This is a genomic window from Comamonas sp. GW821-FHT11H03 (genome assembly GCF_058807955.1).
In genome coordinates this window covers 254,383-269,381 of sequence record NZ_JBXARF010000006.1, presented here as the reverse complement: position 1 = coordinate 269,381, position 14,999 = coordinate 254,383, and the positions used below count along the sequence as shown (strand labels likewise).

Annotated in this window: 14 protein-coding genes; 7 read left to right on the top strand and 7 right to left on the bottom strand. The window is 62.0% G+C overall.

The annotated features are described in order from the left end of the window. Positions 1-3: 3 nt before the first annotated feature. From AC1RTQ_RS15475 to AC1RTQ_RS15465, 3 genes are all read left to right on the top strand, one after another. The gene (locus tag AC1RTQ_RS15475) at positions 4-2,163 is read left to right on the top strand and encodes a peptidase domain-containing ABC transporter (RefSeq protein WP_492876994.1); all 2,160 of its coding nucleotides are present in this window, start codon (positions 4-6) and stop codon (positions 2,161-2,163) included. Continuing rightward, on the top strand, positions 2,151-3,578 hold the full coding sequence (locus AC1RTQ_RS15470; protein ID WP_492876992.1) for a TolC family protein: 1,428 nt from the start codon (positions 2,151-2,153) through the stop codon (positions 3,576-3,578). The genes AC1RTQ_RS15475 and AC1RTQ_RS15470 overlap by 13 nt, the downstream gene beginning before the upstream one ends. A gap of 138 nt (positions 3,579-3,716) precedes the next feature. After that, positions 3,717-3,950, top strand: coding sequence for a putative hemolysin (locus AC1RTQ_RS15465; protein ID WP_409816692.1), 234 nt, complete (start codon positions 3,717-3,719; stop codon positions 3,948-3,950). A 95-nt stretch (positions 3,951-4,045) separates the two neighbouring features. On the opposite strand, the gene AC1RTQ_RS15460 is transcribed toward AC1RTQ_RS15465, so the two are convergent. The 3 genes from AC1RTQ_RS15460 to AC1RTQ_RS15450 all read right to left on the bottom strand — a co-directional run bounded on the left by AC1RTQ_RS15460 (position 4,046) and on the right by AC1RTQ_RS15450 (position 6,786). Then, a complete protein-coding gene (locus tag AC1RTQ_RS15460; RefSeq protein ID WP_492876990.1) occupies positions 4,046-5,128 on the bottom strand; it encodes a metallophosphoesterase in 1,083 nt (360 codons plus the stop codon). 200 nt (positions 5,129-5,328) lie between these two features. Beyond that, positions 5,329-5,832 carry a dihydrofolate reductase gene (locus AC1RTQ_RS15455; protein ID WP_492876988.1) on the bottom strand — a complete coding sequence of 168 codons (504 nt, stop codon included), beginning with the start codon at positions 5,830-5,832 and terminating at the stop codon, positions 5,329-5,331. A gap of 123 nt (positions 5,833-5,955) precedes the next feature. After that, positions 5,956-6,786 carry a thymidylate synthase gene (locus AC1RTQ_RS15450; protein WP_302089887.1) on the bottom strand — a complete coding sequence of 277 codons (831 nt, stop codon included), beginning with the start codon at positions 6,784-6,786 and terminating at the stop codon, positions 5,956-5,958. Between the two features lie 243 nt (positions 6,787-7,029). On the opposite strand from AC1RTQ_RS15450, the gene AC1RTQ_RS15445 reads away from it, so the two are divergent. Next, positions 7,030-7,635, top strand: coding sequence for an Ivy family c-type lysozyme inhibitor (locus tag AC1RTQ_RS15445; protein ID WP_492876985.1), 606 nt, complete (start codon positions 7,030-7,032; stop codon positions 7,633-7,635). A 70-nt stretch (positions 7,636-7,705) separates the two neighbouring features. Here AC1RTQ_RS15445 and AC1RTQ_RS15440 read toward each other — a convergent pair whose 3' ends face one another. Further along, positions 7,706-9,148 (bottom strand): FAD-binding oxidoreductase, encoded by a 1,443-nt coding sequence (locus AC1RTQ_RS15440; protein WP_302089889.1) that lies wholly within the window; start codon positions 9,146-9,148, stop codon positions 7,706-7,708. A 143-nt stretch (positions 9,149-9,291) separates the two neighbouring features. Between AC1RTQ_RS15440 and AC1RTQ_RS15435 the strand changes: the two genes are divergently transcribed. Then, positions 9,292-10,245 (top strand): LysR family transcriptional regulator, encoded by a 954-nt coding sequence (locus AC1RTQ_RS15435; RefSeq protein WP_492876983.1) that lies wholly within the window; start codon positions 9,292-9,294, stop codon positions 10,243-10,245. Here AC1RTQ_RS15435 and AC1RTQ_RS15430 read toward each other — a convergent pair. Further along, entirely contained in the window at positions 10,232-10,747 is a 516-nt protein-coding gene (locus tag AC1RTQ_RS15430) for a DUF2069 domain-containing protein (protein WP_080746895.1), read from the bottom strand. The two genes, AC1RTQ_RS15435 and AC1RTQ_RS15430, sit on opposite strands and share 14 nt — an antisense overlap. Positions 10,748-11,286: 539 nt before the next feature. Between AC1RTQ_RS15430 and AC1RTQ_RS15425 the strand changes: the two genes are divergently transcribed. Continuing rightward, complete coding sequence (locus AC1RTQ_RS15425; RefSeq protein WP_492877126.1) at positions 11,287-12,570, top strand: YihY family inner membrane protein; 1,284 nt, start codon at positions 11,287-11,289, stop codon at positions 12,568-12,570. A 134-nt stretch (positions 12,571-12,704) separates the two neighbouring features. Here the strand turns inward: AC1RTQ_RS15425 and AC1RTQ_RS15420 are convergent, their stop codons facing one another. Continuing rightward, a complete protein-coding gene (locus tag AC1RTQ_RS15420) occupies positions 12,705-13,061 on the bottom strand; it encodes an Mpo1-like protein (protein ID WP_492876981.1) in 357 nt (118 codons plus the stop codon). 252 nt (positions 13,062-13,313) lie between these two features. Between AC1RTQ_RS15420 and AC1RTQ_RS15415 the strand changes: the two genes are divergently transcribed. Next, on the top strand, positions 13,314-14,126 hold the full coding sequence (locus tag AC1RTQ_RS15415) for an alpha/beta fold hydrolase (protein ID WP_492876979.1): 813 nt from the start codon (positions 13,314-13,316) through the stop codon (positions 14,124-14,126). Here the strand turns inward: AC1RTQ_RS15415 and AC1RTQ_RS15410 are convergent. Beyond that, the gene (locus tag AC1RTQ_RS15410) at positions 14,112-14,999 is read right to left on the bottom strand and encodes a PoNe immunity protein domain-containing protein (protein ID WP_492876977.1); all 888 of its coding nucleotides are present in this window, start codon (positions 14,997-14,999) and stop codon (positions 14,112-14,114) included. The genes AC1RTQ_RS15415 and AC1RTQ_RS15410 overlap by 15 nt on opposite strands.

The following is a 14,999-nucleotide window of genomic DNA, read 5'->3' as shown; positions in this document are numbered from 1 at the left end:
GATATGTACGGATTCGATGCGCTCGCGTTGGGCTTTGGCCGACGCCTTCCTGTGGTTATACAAACAGAAGCGGCTGAGTGCGGGCTGGTTTGCCTCGCCATGATCGCCAGCTACCACGGATACCGCGCAGATGTGACGGAATTACGCCAGCGCTTCAGTGTGTCGCTCAAAGGCATGACTCTGGCGCAGATTATGCAAATAGCCCAGCAATTGAAACTGGGTACGCGAGCTCTTCGACTGGAGTTGAATGAGCTAGACAATTTGTCGTTACCTTGCCTAGTTCATTGGGAATTTGATCATTTTGTTGTCGTCAAATCCGTTAATGGCCGGCACGTGGACATCCATGATCCAGCCTGCGGCGCCCGGCGCATGGCATTGAGTGATTTTTCCAAGAAATTCACAGGAATAGCCTTGGAACTGTGGCCGTCCGCAGACTTTCAGAAAAAAGAAGCTAAGCCCCGGATACGGCTGCTTGGTTTGATGGGGAAGATTAGCGGGTTACGACGCTCGCTAGGCCAGATTCTGGTCTTGGGCTGCGCGTTGCAGGCATTCACCCTCGTTGGCCCCTTTTTAATGCAATGGACCATCGACAACGTAATTGTCAGCGATGACCGCGGCTTGCTTAACACGCTAGTGCTAGCGTTCTCGGCACTGCTCATTTTGCAGGTCGTGCTCGGCAGCGCCCGCGCTTGGGCCATGATTCATATGAGCACGCTATTTAGCGTTCAATGGCGAACCAACGTCTTTAGCCATCTTTTGAGATTGCCCAGCCAATATTTTGAGAAAAGGCACTTGGGCGATTTGGTCGCGCGATTTGGATCAGCTGATCAAATCCAGCAGACCCTTACTGCAAGCTTCCTGTCCGTCATTCTTGACGGGCTGATGGCAATCACGACAGTTACGCTGATGTTTGTCTTTAGCCCCCAGCTAGCAATGGTGGTAGTCGGTGCCATGACGATCTACGCCATGATTCGATGCGCCTGGTACACCCCGTTGCGCGACGCTACTGAGGAGCAAATCGTCCATGGTGCTCGACAGCAGACCCACTTCCTCGAAACAATTCGGGGTATCCAAGCAATCAAGCTTTTCCGTCATCTTGATCTGCGACGCTCAGCCTGGTTGAGCCTATTCGTTGAGCAGATGAACGCAGGCATTCGATCTCAAAAGCTGCAACTTTTTTACCAGCAGGCCAATGCGCTGCTATTCGGAGTTGAGAACTTGGTGGTGGTTTGGCTAGGTGCCACCATGGTGATGGACGGGGAGTTCACGGTAGGCATGCTGATGGCTTTTTATGCGTACAAGTCACAGTTCAGCGGTCGTGTTGGTAGCTTAATAGATCGTGTTTTCGAGCTGTTCATGTTGCGCCTACATAGCGAGCGCCTCGCCGATATTGCCCTCCATCCTCCAGAGGATGAGGCGATTCAAATGGACCGCGAATCAATCGTAAATTTACGCGCAAATATCGAGGTGAAAGGTTTGAGGTACCGCTACTCGGACCAGGAACCTTGGGTGCTTGACGGGGTTGATTTCACCATTGCAGAGGGTGAATCCGTAGCGATAGTGGGACCGTCTGGTGGTGGGAAAAGCACCTTGTGCAAAGTGTTGCTTGGCATCCTGCCAATCGGCCAGGGCAGCATACGTGTGTCGGGACAGGAAATTACGGCGCTAGGAGTTGGCGCATTGCGCGACATTTCCGGCAGCGTTATGCAAGATGACGTGTTATTCGCCGGGACACTTGCCGAGAACATCAGCTTTTTCTCTCCTGATTCCGACATGGTCTGGGTCATGGAATGCGCAAAAGCTGCAGGCCTACACGACGATATTGAATGTATGCCTATGCGATACAGCACTCTGGTCGGTGATATGGGCGCCGCGCTGTCGGGCGGGCAGCGGCAACGACTGCTGCTGGCTCGTGCCTTGTACAAGCGACCCAAGATACTTTTCCTTGACGAAGCGACCAGCCATCTCGATACCGACTGCGAACGTCGAGTCAATGCTGCCGTGAGAGCATTGAAGATTACCTGCATTATCGTTGCCCATCGGCCTGAAACAATCGCCAGCGCCGACCGAGTCATCGTCCTCGCTAATGGCCGCGTCGCAGACCTGCATAGCCATAGTCCATCATCGAACCGGTACGAGGAGCAGCTTTCTTGCGTCGATTAGCCGTCCTCAGCCTCTTGATTGCTACCGCTTGTTCTGCATCTATCTCTGCCGCCCACGGCGTGGGGTCAAAAGCTAATGCGATTGAGCCAATCCAGCTAGCGCTTGAACAGACGTTACACGCTGACCGTGATTCTTGCAGCAGAACCGGAAAAATAGCCACCCCGCTCGCCCTCGCTGAAGCAATAGAACGAAGCCTTTGTCATGACCCCACCCTACGTCAAGCGCTAAGCGGAGCGCAACTGCGTCTAGCTCAATTGGGCCAGAAACGTGCGGCATACCTGCCACGTATCGATGGCCAGTCCGTCAATTCATCGGGTCGTTCGGTGACCTACGAGGATGAGCGTGGCCCAATGCGAACGAACAGCCGGGTGCAATCGGGGGGGCTTAGTTTTAGTTGGGTTCTATTTGATTCAGGCCATAGGAAATCGGCACTAGACGGTGCGCGCGAGCTGCTTGCAGCCGCTAATGCCGACCAAAACGATGCAATGCAGCGTGCATTTTTAGACGCAGCTCAGCTGTATTTTGCGGTGCAAGCAGCGCATCGGCGTTTAACCGCGGCAGAGCAAGTCTTAGCCATGTCCAAAGAGCACTTTGTTGCGGCAAGCGAGAGGCATAAGGCCGGCGCCGCCGCATTGGCCGATCGCTATCAAGCACAGACTGCCTACACCCAAGCAAATCTGCGACGGTCGCGCGAACAAGGCGCATTAGTCAGCTCTCAAGGAGTTCTGGCCTTAAGAATGGGGCTGAGCGCGAGTGATCCTGTGCCCGTCATAGTCGACGAGACGAATCTGCAAACTCATCGTTACGTTGAGCATGTGGACGAATTGATTGCGGTGGCGCGGCAAAAACATCCGGTACTGGTAGCTGCACAAGCGCGCGTGGCCGCCGCTAACGCGGCCGTGGCTGAAGTTAAGGCGCAGGGTCGCCCGACATTGTCATTGACGGGAAATCTGAATAAAGCAAAAAATCGTATGACAGGCAGCGTAGGCGCTGAAAGCAACCGCAAGGAAAGCACGATAGGGCTGCAATTGAGCATCCCAATATTTCACGGTTTCGAGAAAACTTACCAAGTACAAGAAGCGCAAGCGCAAGCGGCCATTCAGATTGCGGCTCTGGATACACATCGGTTGCAAGTATCAATGGATGTGTGGACGCAGCACGCGAGTTTGAAGATGGAGACTGAGAATCTTTCACACACGACACAATTAGTCCAGCAATCGATGAAGTCCTTAGAGATCATGCAAGGTCGATACCTAGCAGGCGTGGGCAGCATGACCGATGTACTCAATGCCATGAGCGCCTATGCAAGCGCGCAAGAGCAACATATCGAAGTTACACGGAGTTGGCAGGTGAATCGCTTGAGTTTGGCAGGCAGTCTTGGCCGCCTGGGATTCTGGGACTTGGGCGACGAATGACTCTGCGGGTCACACACACAAAGATCTGTTGCCGGCAAGGCTGTCCGCCGCGATCCCTCGGGTGGCGGACCTTGGCATTTGCGGCTCTGAAGCCCAATGCGCATGGGCCGGCGTGCAGGGGTTTGCTACATTGAGCCCATGAAACATGTTTCAAGCCTGGCAGGGATGATGATCGTCGTGGCGGCGGCCGGTGGCTGCGCGCAATCGGTTTCGGTCAATTTTGGCAACCCCTCGGAAGCCAACTGCAAGAAACAGGGCGGCGTGCTGCGCACCGAGAAGGGGGCGGATGCTGATCGAAATACCTGCGTGCTGCCTGACGGCTCTGCTTTTGAGGAGTGGGTGCAGCACGCGCGGCAGCCGCCCGCGAAATAGGTCGAGGCCCAGAGCTGGCTTCAGGCGGCGGCAAGGCGCGGCTCAGGCCAGCGCTGTCTTGATGCCGCAGGGGCTGGCAGGCGTGGAAGATGGCTTCAATCGCGCAGCACCGCGGAGTGCTCGAAATTCTCCGATATGGCCTGTGTGCCGTCGTCAAAGACCAATACGCGCTCGGGCCAGCGCATGGCGGCGAGCTTGCTGCGCTGCACAGGGTCGTGGCCGCGCAGGCGGTCTAGCCAGCGCGCTCCTACCGAATAGTCCACGCAGAACACATTGCCGCGCAGGCCGTGCCATGACAGCGGGGGCGTTGCGCCAAACAGGTTTTCAAACTGCGAGCCATGCGCCGGTGCGTCGGCCGGGCGCAGGCGGCGCCAGTAGTGGCCGACGATGACGGCGGGCGCTTCTTCATATTCATTCCACCAGCCCACGCGTTCGACAAAACGCCATTTGCCGCCCGCGTAAAAGGGGTTGCGGCATTCGCGTTCCACGCCGGCCGTCAGCACCTTCAGAGGGTTGACCATGGCCTTGTTGAGTTCGTTCTCGCTATGGGCCGGCAGAAACGGCGGCTCGTGGCGATAGTCTTCGAGGCTGTAAGGCCAGCTCTGTTCTTCCTGGCGCATACGCTCAGCCACGCATTGGGCGATGGCCTGTTCGTCGGCAATCGTCTCGAAGTGGTCGTAGGCAGCGCGTGCGCTGCCGCTGGGCAACTGGCGAATCATGGCAATTTGCTCGGGCCGCCACGCGGCATGAACAATGCGCAGATCCTCGCGCTCCAGCGCGATCGGCAACTGACCGAGCCGCTCGAGCATGGCGGGAGTCTGCTCGGCCGGCATGCGCGCGAAAGGCGCGTACTTGGGCTGATCGGCGTCGATGCGACTGTCGAAGAACCAGCCCGAGCCATCCTTGGCATCTTCGCGCAGCAGATTGATTTCGTGGTTGCCCAGCACCGCATGGGCCGTGCCCGAGGCCAGCATGGCGCCGACCAGCGCGAGCACCGAAGGGCTGTCCGGCCCGCGGTCGCAGAAGTCGCCGACAAACACCAGTCGCCGGCCTTCGGGGTGATTGCCCTGGAGGTCGTAGCCCAGGTGGCCCAGCAATTGCACCAGCGCTGCATATTCGCCGTGGATATCGCCAACGATATCGAGGGTGCCAGGAGGCAGGGGCTGGACTAGGCTCATGATGAAAGGGCGATAGGCTTGCGGGGTTGGAGGGCTCAGGCTGCAGCAGGCGACCTTGCCATTGTCATACGACAGTCATGCAGTGAAGCTGACAATTGTTGCAATGCAACACCGCGAGGGCAAGAGAGTTTTGTCTCGTGCCGGACTGCTGGCCGGCCGGTGCCGATGCGATACCGCACGGCACGAGCCCGCGACAAGGCTCAGCCCTGCCGCTCGAAGCGGACAAAGCGGTAGGGCAGGCCATTGGCAGAGACATGCTCGCTGCGGCTCACGGCCTGCCACTGCTCGCCCAGTTCGGGGGCAAAGGCATCGCCTTCGAAGTCGCGGCAGATTTCGGTCACTTCCACGGCATCGGCCAGCGGCAGGGCCTGGGCATAGATCTGCGCGCCGCCGATGACCCAGACGTCTTGCGAGAGCTTGCAGCCCAGCGCCAGCGCTTCGGGCAGGCTGGCGGCGCGCAGGACCTGGTCGGATGCCGGCTCGGCTTGCCAGTCGGTCTGGCGGGTGACGACGATATTGCAGCGGCCCGGCAGGGGGCGGAAGCGCGCAGGCAGCGAGTCCCAGGTCTTGCGGCCCATGATGACGGCGCAGCCCCGGGTCAGTTCCTTGAAATGCGCCATGTCTTCCGGCAGGTGCCAGGGCATGGTGTTGTCCTTGCCGATGACGCCGTTGGCTGCGCGGGCGTAGATGAGTTGAATGGCCATAGCTATCAATAAAGAAGCTACTAGCGCTTGTCAGTTATTGATTTCAGATATGAAAGTACTTGAAATCGTTTTCTATCAAGCGATAGCAGCTTCTATTTTTATAGTGATTCGAAGAGCAGCAGTTTAGACCGCCACGGGCGCCTTGATGCCGGCATGGTGCTGATAGTCCAGCACTTCGAAGTCCTCGTACTCGTAGCCGAAGATGGAGTCGGGCTTGCGCTTGATGTTCAGCGTCGGATAGGCGAAGGGCTGTCGCGACAGCTGGGTCTGCACCTGTTCGAAGTGGTTGTTGTAGATGTGGCAGTCGCCGCCGGTCCAGATGAAGTCGCCCACTTCCAGGCCGCATTGCTGGGCCAGCATATGGGTCAGCAGCGCGTAGCTGGCGATGTTGAAGGGCACGCCCAGGAAGATGTCGGCGCTGCGCTGGTAGAGCTGGCAGCTGAGCTTGCCGTCGGCCACATAGAACTGGAAGAAGGAGTGGCAGGGCATGAGCGCCATCTGGTCCAGCTCGGCCACGTTCCAGGCGCTGACGATGATGCGGCGGCTGTCGGGATTGTTCTGGAGCTGCTTGACGACTTCTGCAATCTGGTCGACATGCGTGCCGTCGGCCTTGGGCCAGCTGCGCCATTGCACGCCGTAGACCGGGCCCAGGTCGCCGGTTTCCTTGTCGGCCCATTCGTCCCAGATGGTGCAGCCGCGCTCCTGCAGCCATTTCACATTGCTGTCGCCGCGCAGAAACCACAGCAGCTCCAGGATGATGGACTTCAGGTGCACCTTCTTGGTGGTGACCAGCGGGAAGCCTTCATTGAGGTTGAAGCGCATCTGGTAGCCGAACACGCTGCGCGTGCCCGTGCCCGTGCGGTCGGTCTTGGATGCGCCGTGCTCGAACACATGGCGCATAAAGGTTTCGTACTGGCAGCGCACGGGGCGCAGGGTGCAGGTGGTGGAGTTCATGGTGCAAAAAGCGGTCAAAGACTTGCAAAGACTGGCTGTGCCGTCAGCGTACACAAGGTGGCGCTGCTCTTGAAGAGGGTGGGCCCGCAGGGGCCGCGACAGCCGAAGTGTGCCACGTGCGCGAGCGTGCCGGCTTGCCGGCTGTCAATGACCCGGCCTGCGGCCCTGTCTGTCCCAAAGTCGCTGTCGCTGGCTTCACAATGGCAAGGAAAACAACCGAGCTGAAACAAGGAGAGTGAGCTCATGTCACGCAATTTTGTGAGCACTGCGGCGGTTGCGCTGGCCGCTGCGGCCTTGCTGGTCGCCTGCGACAAGACCAAGGCCCCGGCTCCCACCGCCGCTGCAGCGGATGCCCGGGCGGCGGCGGCCCCGCCCGCTGCCACGGCACAGATCGAGGAGGCGGCCACGGCACAGATAGAGGCGGCGGCTACGGCGCCCGTCGAGGAAGTGCGCGTTCCCCATGTGGCCACGGACGGCGAGCCAGGCCTGGACAGCCTCAAGCCGCTGCAGGGCAAGTACCGCTGGGATGGAGTGGACTATGTGAAGGATGGCGTGCTGGCCCTGCGGCTGAAGACGCTGATGGGCCCTCAGTACGACACGCTGCTCAAGAACCTGCAGGCCCTGGGTCCGCTGGAGCCTTCCGCAGCTGTGCTGTACGTGATGGGCAATCGCCAGCATCAGGGCGGCGAGGAAATGGCCGCCGTGGTGATCGACCCGGTGCGCAACGGCCTGCGCGTCTGGCTGCTCAGCGAGGGCCGGCAGACCGTGTTCACCGATGTGGACGGCGCAGACATTCCCTGGCCCAGTGCGGTGCAAAGCATGCTGCGCAATATCGAGACCACCCAATGAAGCCCTGGCTGCGGCCAGAAAAAAAGCCCTGCCGATCCTGGCAGGGCTTTTTTTATCGGCGGCGGCGGGATCAGCCGCGCGTCAGCACCACGCCGGGGTTCATGATGCCCTGCGGGTCCAGTGCCTGCTTGATGGCGCGCATCATCTGCAGGGCAACGGGGGACTGGTATTTTTCGAGCTTGTCCGTCTTGAGCGCACCCACGCCATGCTCGGCCGAGAACGAGCCGCCGAAGGCGTCCACGGCCTCGTAGACCAGGTGGTTGACCAGGGCCTCCTTGTCGCGCAGAAAGGCCTTGCCGTCCTCGCCTTCGGGCACCTGCACGTTGTAGTGCAGATTGCCGTCGCCCAGATGGCCGAAGTTGACCAGCCGCACGCCGGGAATCTCGCGCTTGAGCACGGCGTCGGCATGCTCGACAAAGGCGGGAATGCGCGAGGCGGCGACCGAGATATCGTGCTTGATGTTCAGGCCTTCCTCGGCCTGGGCCAGGGGAATGCTCTCGCGGATATGCCACAGGTCATGGGCCTGGGTCAGGTTTTCCGCCACCACGGCGTTGACCACGCAGCCGTCTTCAAAGGCCAGCTCCAGCAGGTGCTCGAAGCGCAGGCGTGCATGCTGTTCGGACTCGCTGTCGCTGTTCTCCAGCAGCACGCAGTAGGGCGCTTCGTCGCCCATGTCGGCCCCCTTTTCGGTGAAGGGCACGCGCAGCTGCGGCATGTGCTTGACGACCAGGCTCAGCGCAAACTGGCCCATGACTTCAAAGCCTGTCAGCCCCGCACCCAGATGCTGGTGCGCCAGGCCCAGCAGGCGCACCGCAGCTTCCATGGACGGCACGGCGGCAAAGGCGGTGAGCTGGGCGGCCGGTTGCGGGAACAGCTTCATGGTCGCGGCGGTGATGATGCCCAGCGTGCCTTCGCTGCCGATGAACAGGTCGCGCAGGTCATAGCCGGTGTTGTCCTTGCGCAGGCCTTTGAGGCCGTCCCAGATCTCGCCCTGGGGCGTCACCACTTCCAGGCCCAGGCACAGGTCGCGGGTGTTGCCATAGCGCACCACCTGTGTGCCGCCGGCGTTGGTGCCCAGATTGCCGCCGATCGTGCAGCTGCCTTCGGCGGCCAGCGACAGCGGGAACAGCAGGCCTTGCTGGTCCGCCAGATCCTGCAGGTTCTGCAAAATGCAGCCGGCTTCGACGGTGAAGGTCAGATTGTCCTTGTCGATATGGCGCACGGCGTTCAGGCGCGTCAGGCTGAGCACGACCTGCTGGCCGCTGTCGTCGGGGGTCGAGCCTACGGAAAGCCCGGTATTGCCGCCCTGGGGCACGATCTGCACGCCGGCTGCGGCGCAGGCCTTGACCACGCCGGCCACTTCGGCCGTGTTGCCGGGGCGCACCACGGCCAGGGACTTGCCGTGTACGCGCTTGCGCCAGTCCTGCTCGTAGGCGGTCAGATCGCCCTCGGTCAGCACATGGGGGGCGCCCACAATCTGGCGCAGGGATTCAAGCAAAGCGGTAGAAGTCATGGCAAGCAGGCCGCAGCGGGGGCGGCAGAGAGGGAAAACAGACGGAAATCCTAAGCCAGGCACAGCGCTGCGGCAGGAAAACCATGAAGCCGCAAGCGTAGAGCATGGCAGACTACCGGACAATCGAAATAAATTGCTTGGTTATGCCGGTTTTTCCGAACAATATCAGTCTGCGCCAGCTGCGCGCCTTTGACGAGGTGGCGCGCCAGGGTGCGTTTGCCCCTGCGGCCCGCGAGCTGTGCCTGACGCAGTCGGCCCTGTCCGAATCCATTCGGCAGCTGGAAGAGGCCCTGGGCCTGCGGCTGTTTGACCGCACCACGCGCACCGTGGGGCTGACGGCCGCCGGTCAGGCCTTCTTGCTCGATGTGCGCCAGGCCTTCGAGAGCCTGGAGCAGGGCTTTCAGAACCTGGGTGATCTGGCCGCGCTGCGCCGCGGCAAGGTGCGCATTGCTGCCGCTCCGTCGGTGCTGGCGGTGTTGCTGCTGCCGGTGCTGCCCGCCTTGCGGGCCCGGCATCCGGGCATCGAGGTGGATCTGATCGAGGACAGCGCCGAAGGCATTGCCCAGCGCGTGCAGGCCGGCAGCGTGGATTTCGGCGTGGGAGCGGCGCACCCGGCAGGCGGCGATTTGCTGACCCAGCCGCTGATCAGCGATGCCATGGGGCTGGTGGCCAGGCTCGATGAGCCTTTGCTGCAGGCCGGGCGGCTGACGGCGGCCGATCTGGCCCAACTGCCTCATCTGGCATTTGTGGGGCTGACCACCGACACCGCCATCAGCCAGCTGCTGGCTTCGGCACCGGGCATGCCGCAGAGCCTGCTGCAGACACCGCTGCGCCTGTCCAATCCGCAATTGCTGTTCGAGGCCGTGAGCCTGGGCCTGGGCGTGAGCATCGTTCCGGCGCTGACGGCGCGTCACCCTTCGCTGGGCTTGCAGGGCGATCTGGGCTTTCGCCTGCTGGACGAGCCGCGCATCCTGCGCCGCACGCTGCTGATTCAGCGCCCGCGCCGTGCGCTGTCACCGGCCGCGCAGCTGCTGTTCGATGCGCTGGCGGCGCAGGTGCAGACGCTGGCGCAGTTCGAAGGCATTACGCCTGATTGAGCCGGGCCGCCTTGACGGCTCGCTGGCGCAGGCGCACATGGGCTGCGCAGGCGATGAAGAGCAACACGCACAGCACCACCTCTGCCAGCGCCAGCCAGCGGCTGGGCGCGGCATCGCTCCAGGCCCGCACCACGCCCTCGGTGAAGTAGAGCCACACCAGCAGGCTGAGCCAGCGATAGGTGTACATGCGGCGCTTGAGCAGGCCGATCACGGCAAAGGCCAGCGGCAGGGCCTTGAGAAACAGCCAGGTGCCGCCTTCGCGCAGCGGGGCCAGCCACAGCTCCCAGGCCACGCACAGCAGCATCAGTGCCAGCAGGCTGCCCACGGCCAACCAGCGCGTGGCGGCCACATCGGAGCCGGGCTGCTGGATTGGTGAAGAAGTGTTTTCGGCGGCTTGGGGCGAGAGGGCGTCGGTCATAGCAGTGGCATCATATCGGTCATGCCAGCTTTGTTTGAATCCGGTCGTTTTGTTTTGCGTTCTGCGCTTGATGTTGCGCAGCACCCGTCCTCCTTTTGCGTTCGAGAAGGAGTGCCGTCATGAAGAAAAACGAGCGTGCTGGCTTCTGGGCGGCGCTGGAAGGCAAGGCTCAGCAAGCCAGGCCGGTGGCGGAGGATAGGGACAGTCCGGCGCAACCGGCTTCGGCGCACGCGCCTGCGGCAGCGCAGGTAGCGAGCGCAGGGCCGCTCGATCAGCGCCAGGAGCCCAGCCTCGATGGTCCGGGCATACCGCTGGAGCCGGTGTTCGAGCCCATGGCCGAACCTGGCCGCAGCATGAGCCCGCCCGAACCCGTGCCAGCTCCTGCCGTATCGCCTGCAGCAGCATTCAGCACGGCAGCTCAGGGCTGGAGCAGCTATTCCACGCCGAATGCGACGTCAGCCCAGGAGCAAAAAGCGGCGCATGCTTACGCTTCAGGAGTCGCGGACAGTCCCGACCTACGCCCGCAGCGCGTTGCCGAGCGCCCGCGCAGCCGCAGCCTCGACAAGGCCAGGGCGCTGGCGGCGGGCTGCAAGGATCTGGCCGGGCGCATCCCCAAGCCCCAGATGCCCAGCCAGCAGGAGCTCAAGGCTGCCTTGCGCCGCAGGAGCCGCCGTGCGCAGCAGCGCCTGCGTACCTTCCCCTGGCACAACACGGCCCAGGTGCTGCTGGCGCGCTTCAAGGAGGACCGGCTGGGCGTGACCGCCAGCAGTCTTACCTTTACCTCGCTGCTGGCGCTGGTGCCGTTCTTTACCGTGGCGCTGGCCCTGTTCACGGCCTTCCCGATTTTTGGCAAGGCGCAGAAGGTGCTGGAGCGCTGGCTGATGGACAGCCTGATTCCCGAGACCATTGCGCGCCAGGTGCTGGGCTATCTCACGCAGTTCGCTTCCAAGGCGAGCCAGCTGGGCCTGGTCGGCTTTTCCATCCTGATGGTCACGGCCATTGCGCTGATCCTGACCATCGACCGCACGCTCAACAACATCTGGCGCGTGCGCCAGCTCAGGCCGCTGGGCCAGCGGGTGCTGATCTACTGGGCCGCCATCACGCTGGGGCCGCTGCTGCTGGGCCTGAGCCTGGTGCTTTCGTCCTATGTGATGTCAGCTTCCAAGGGCCTGGTCAATGCGCTGCCCGGCAGCCTGCGCTTTGTCTTTGATTCCATAGAGTTCGTGGTGCTGGCCGCCGGCATGGCAGGGCTCTACCACTATGTGCCCAACACGCCGGTGCGCTGGCGCCATGCGCTGGTGGGGGGCGTGTTCGTGGCCGTGTTCATGGAAGTGGCCAAGAAGGTGCTGGGCCTCTATCTGTCGTCCGTGCCGACCTACTCGGTGATCTACGGCGCGTTTGCCACACTGCCGATCCTGCTGATCTGGATGTATGTGGCCTGGAGCATTGTGCTGCTGGGAGCTCTGGTCACGGCCTATCTGCCCACGGTACTCGCCGGCGTGGAGCGGATGACGGGGCATCGCGGCTGGCAGTTCGAGCTGGCGGTGGAGGTGCTGCAATGCCTGGCCAAGGAGCGCGAGCTGCCGCACAAGGGCCTGTATGTGCACCAGCTGTCGCGCCGCCTGCGCGTGGAAGCCTCCCAGATTCAACCCGTGCTGCAGGCGCTGGCCAAGCTGGACTGGGTAGGGGCCGTACAGCCGCCCGATGCCTATGTGTCGCTTGAGAGCACCGAGCCGCGCTATGTGTTGCTGGTCGATCCGCAGGCCACGCGGGTTGAGCCTCTGGTGCAGAGCCTGTTGCTTGAGCCGTCCGAGGCGGTGCGGCCGCTGTGGCAGCGCGCCCAGCTCGATGCCATGACCGTGGCCGAGTTGATTGCCGCCCCGGGTGGAGATATTCATAGAGTTTGATGGCGGCGGGCGGATATCTATGAATATCTGCACTAAGGGCGGGACCTTTGAAGGCAGGCGTCGCATGGCCCATGGGCAGCCGATCCGCTGCCCGCACAGCAGGCCGGCGCAAGTGCTTCAGAGGCGGTGCGGTGCTACATCTTGAGGCGACCCAGCAAGATGTCGCGCCACATCATCCAGTCGCCCAGAAGGCTGTAGAGCGGTCGCTTGAAGCTGGCGGGCTTGTTTTTCTCGAAGCCGAAATGTCCTGCCCAGGCAAAGGCGTAGCCGCAGATCAGGCCTGCGAGCAAATACCACCAGTCGCCCGTCAAAAACAGCGCCAGCAGAAACACCAGCGACAGACTGGTGCCGATGAAGTGCAGCCGCCTGCAGGTGGCGTTGCGGTGCTCGCCCAGATAGAAGGGGTAGAACTCGGCAAAGCTCTTGAACTGGCGCGGATCCACGCTGGCCTTGACAGCGCCGTCCGGTTCTGAGGTCGTGGTCTGTGACATGGCGAACCCCGTTGAAGTGGATGCTGTTTTTATACTGCCGACCGCCTGTGCGGGCCAGCGGGTTAGCGAGTGCTGCCAGGTCGCCGCAAGCGCGCTTCGTCACCTGAACGACAGGCTGTAGAGGCCAAGACTGATCAAAATCGGCCAGATTCACCATCTTTGCGGCCACTCCAGCTTCTGGCCAAGCGGCCATGAGCGCTCTTTTGCTAAGGTGGCAGCACATCTCATCGCCATTCAACCCAGACCCTGCCCATGCTTGACGACACCATGCCGCCCGTTGTGATCAGCTCCAGTGAAACCCGTGTTCAGACGCCCGACGGGCAGCTGCATGTCAAGCGCTGGCAAGCCCAGGGCGAGGCGGCCAGGGCGCCGCTGGTGCTGATGCACGACTCGCTGGGCAGTGTGGATCTGTGGCGCGAATTTCCCGCCCAGCTGGCTGCGGCCACCGGGCGCGAAGTCATTGCCTATGACCGCCTGGGCTTCGGCCATTCGGACCCCAATCCGCATCGGCTTCAGCCCAGTTTTGTGGAGAGCGAGGTCGAGGCCGGTTTCACGCCGCTTCACCGGGCGCTGGGCCTGGACGCTTTCGTGATGCTGGGGCATAGCGTGGGCGGCGGCATGGCGGCCATGGTGGCGGCGGCCTATGGAAGGCAGTGCCAGGCGCTGATCACCGAATCGGCGCAAAGCTTTGTCGAAGACCGCACGCTGCAGGGCATCAGTGCGGCGCGCGACAACTTTGCCCAGCCCGGCCAGCTGGAGCGACTCGCTCGCTACCATGGCGACAAGGCGGCCTGGGTGCTGTCGGCCTGGGTGGACACCTGGCTGAGCCCGCCTTTTGCGCATTACCGGCTGGATGCTGCCTTGAAGCAGGTGCATTGCCCGGTGTTGGCGATTCACGGCGAGCTCGATGAATTCGGCTCCCTGGTGCATCCCGAGAACATCTGCACCTGGGCGCAAGGCCCTTGCGAGGCTGAAATCATTGCCGGTGGCGGCCATGTACCGCACCGCGAGCTGCCCGATCGCATCAGCCGCCGCATCGCCGCTTTTCTGTCAAGAATCGCCTGACTCTGTTTGAGCCAGTCGCCCGCGTGCGTAGTCGACCAGATCGGCCGGGTAGTGGGGGCTGGCGCGCAAGGCACTGTCATCCCAGCCGTAGAGCACGGCCAGGGCGGCCACCTCGAGCGCCCAGTAGCCCGTGCCCAGCCACGGGCCGCCTTTTTTCTGCTGCTTGGGCGAGAGCTTGAGAAACTCCTGGTACTGGGTTTGCAGATAGGGCAGCAGTGGGTCAGGCAGGGCTTCGAGCTGCTCAAAAAAAGGCTTCATGGCGCCGTAAGGGCGTTTGTGGAAAAGCTCCTCACTGACTTGCTGCAACTGCAGACCGCCTGCACACAGATAATCGAGCAACTGGTCCGTATCGAACGCCAGCACATACTCATCAATCGCCGGGACGTCGTCCTGTGCATCCAGCAGTGTGGCCAGTGACAGCAGGGTCACGGCAATAGCGTAATCGTCGGTGCGTGTATTGACCGGCGCACCTACGCCATAGTCCTCGCCAGTTTCCTGCGCCATGCCGGCGCGCGCATGCTCGGCCACCGAGGCAGCATCAATCCACAGCGCGGCCACTTCCTGGTAGATGGGGCGCAGCACATCGCCGCTCAGACCCAGGTCAATGCCATAGATCAGCAGCCAGCGCGCTTGCTCGCCCGCTTCCTTCCATCTCCAGTAGTTCTCCAGTGCGGCATGCGCCTTGAAATCCTGGGGAGCTTTATAGCTATCGCCGTCGGCAAAGCGCTTGAGCGCGCTCAGTGCCTCCTTCCAGTCGGCTTTTTTATCGCTCAGATTGAGATTGCGCCGGGGCTGCAAACCAGTCAGTGAAATCTTGGCCCATTCGGCGCAGGCGGCAGCCAGCTGGCCGTGGTGCTGGAAGGTTTGGCTCAT

Bases quoted from the DNA above. Each gene is read 5' to 3' on its own strand.
- AC1RTQ_RS15475 (WP_492876994.1), top strand. From the start codon at position 4: ATGTACGGATTCGATGCGCTCGCGTTGGGCTTTGGCCGACGCCTTCCT.
- AC1RTQ_RS15465 (WP_409816692.1), top strand. From the start codon at position 3,717: ATGAAACATGTTTCAAGCCTGGCAGGGATGATGATCGTCGTGGCGGCG.
- AC1RTQ_RS15460 (WP_492876990.1), bottom strand. From the start codon at position 5,128: ATGAGCCTAGTCCAGCCCCTGCCTCCTGGCACCCTCGATATCGTTGGC.
- AC1RTQ_RS15455 (WP_492876988.1), bottom strand. From the start codon at position 5,832: ATGGCCATTCAACTCATCTACGCCCGCGCAGCCAACGGCGTCATCGGC.
- AC1RTQ_RS15450 (WP_302089887.1), bottom strand. From the start codon at position 6,786: ATGAACTCCACCACCTGCACCCTGCGCCCCGTGCGCTGCCAGTACGAA.
- AC1RTQ_RS15445 (WP_492876985.1), top strand. From the start codon at position 7,030: ATGTCACGCAATTTTGTGAGCACTGCGGCGGTTGCGCTGGCCGCTGCG.
- AC1RTQ_RS15440 (WP_302089889.1), bottom strand. From the start codon at position 9,148: ATGACTTCTACCGCTTTGCTTGAATCCCTGCGCCAGATTGTGGGCGCC.
- AC1RTQ_RS15435 (WP_492876983.1), top strand. From the start codon at position 9,292: ATGCCGGTTTTTCCGAACAATATCAGTCTGCGCCAGCTGCGCGCCTTT.
- AC1RTQ_RS15425 (WP_492877126.1), top strand. From the start codon at position 11,287: ATGCCCAGCCAGCAGGAGCTCAAGGCTGCCTTGCGCCGCAGGAGCCGC.
- AC1RTQ_RS15420 (WP_492876981.1), bottom strand. From the start codon at position 13,061: ATGTCACAGACCACGACCTCAGAACCGGACGGCGCTGTCAAGGCCAGC.
- AC1RTQ_RS15415 (WP_492876979.1), top strand. From the start codon at position 13,314: ATGCTTGACGACACCATGCCGCCCGTTGTGATCAGCTCCAGTGAAACC.
- AC1RTQ_RS15410 (WP_492876977.1), bottom strand. From the start codon at position 14,999: ATGAGCCAAACCTTCCAGCACCACGGCCAGCTGGCTGCCGCCTGCGCC.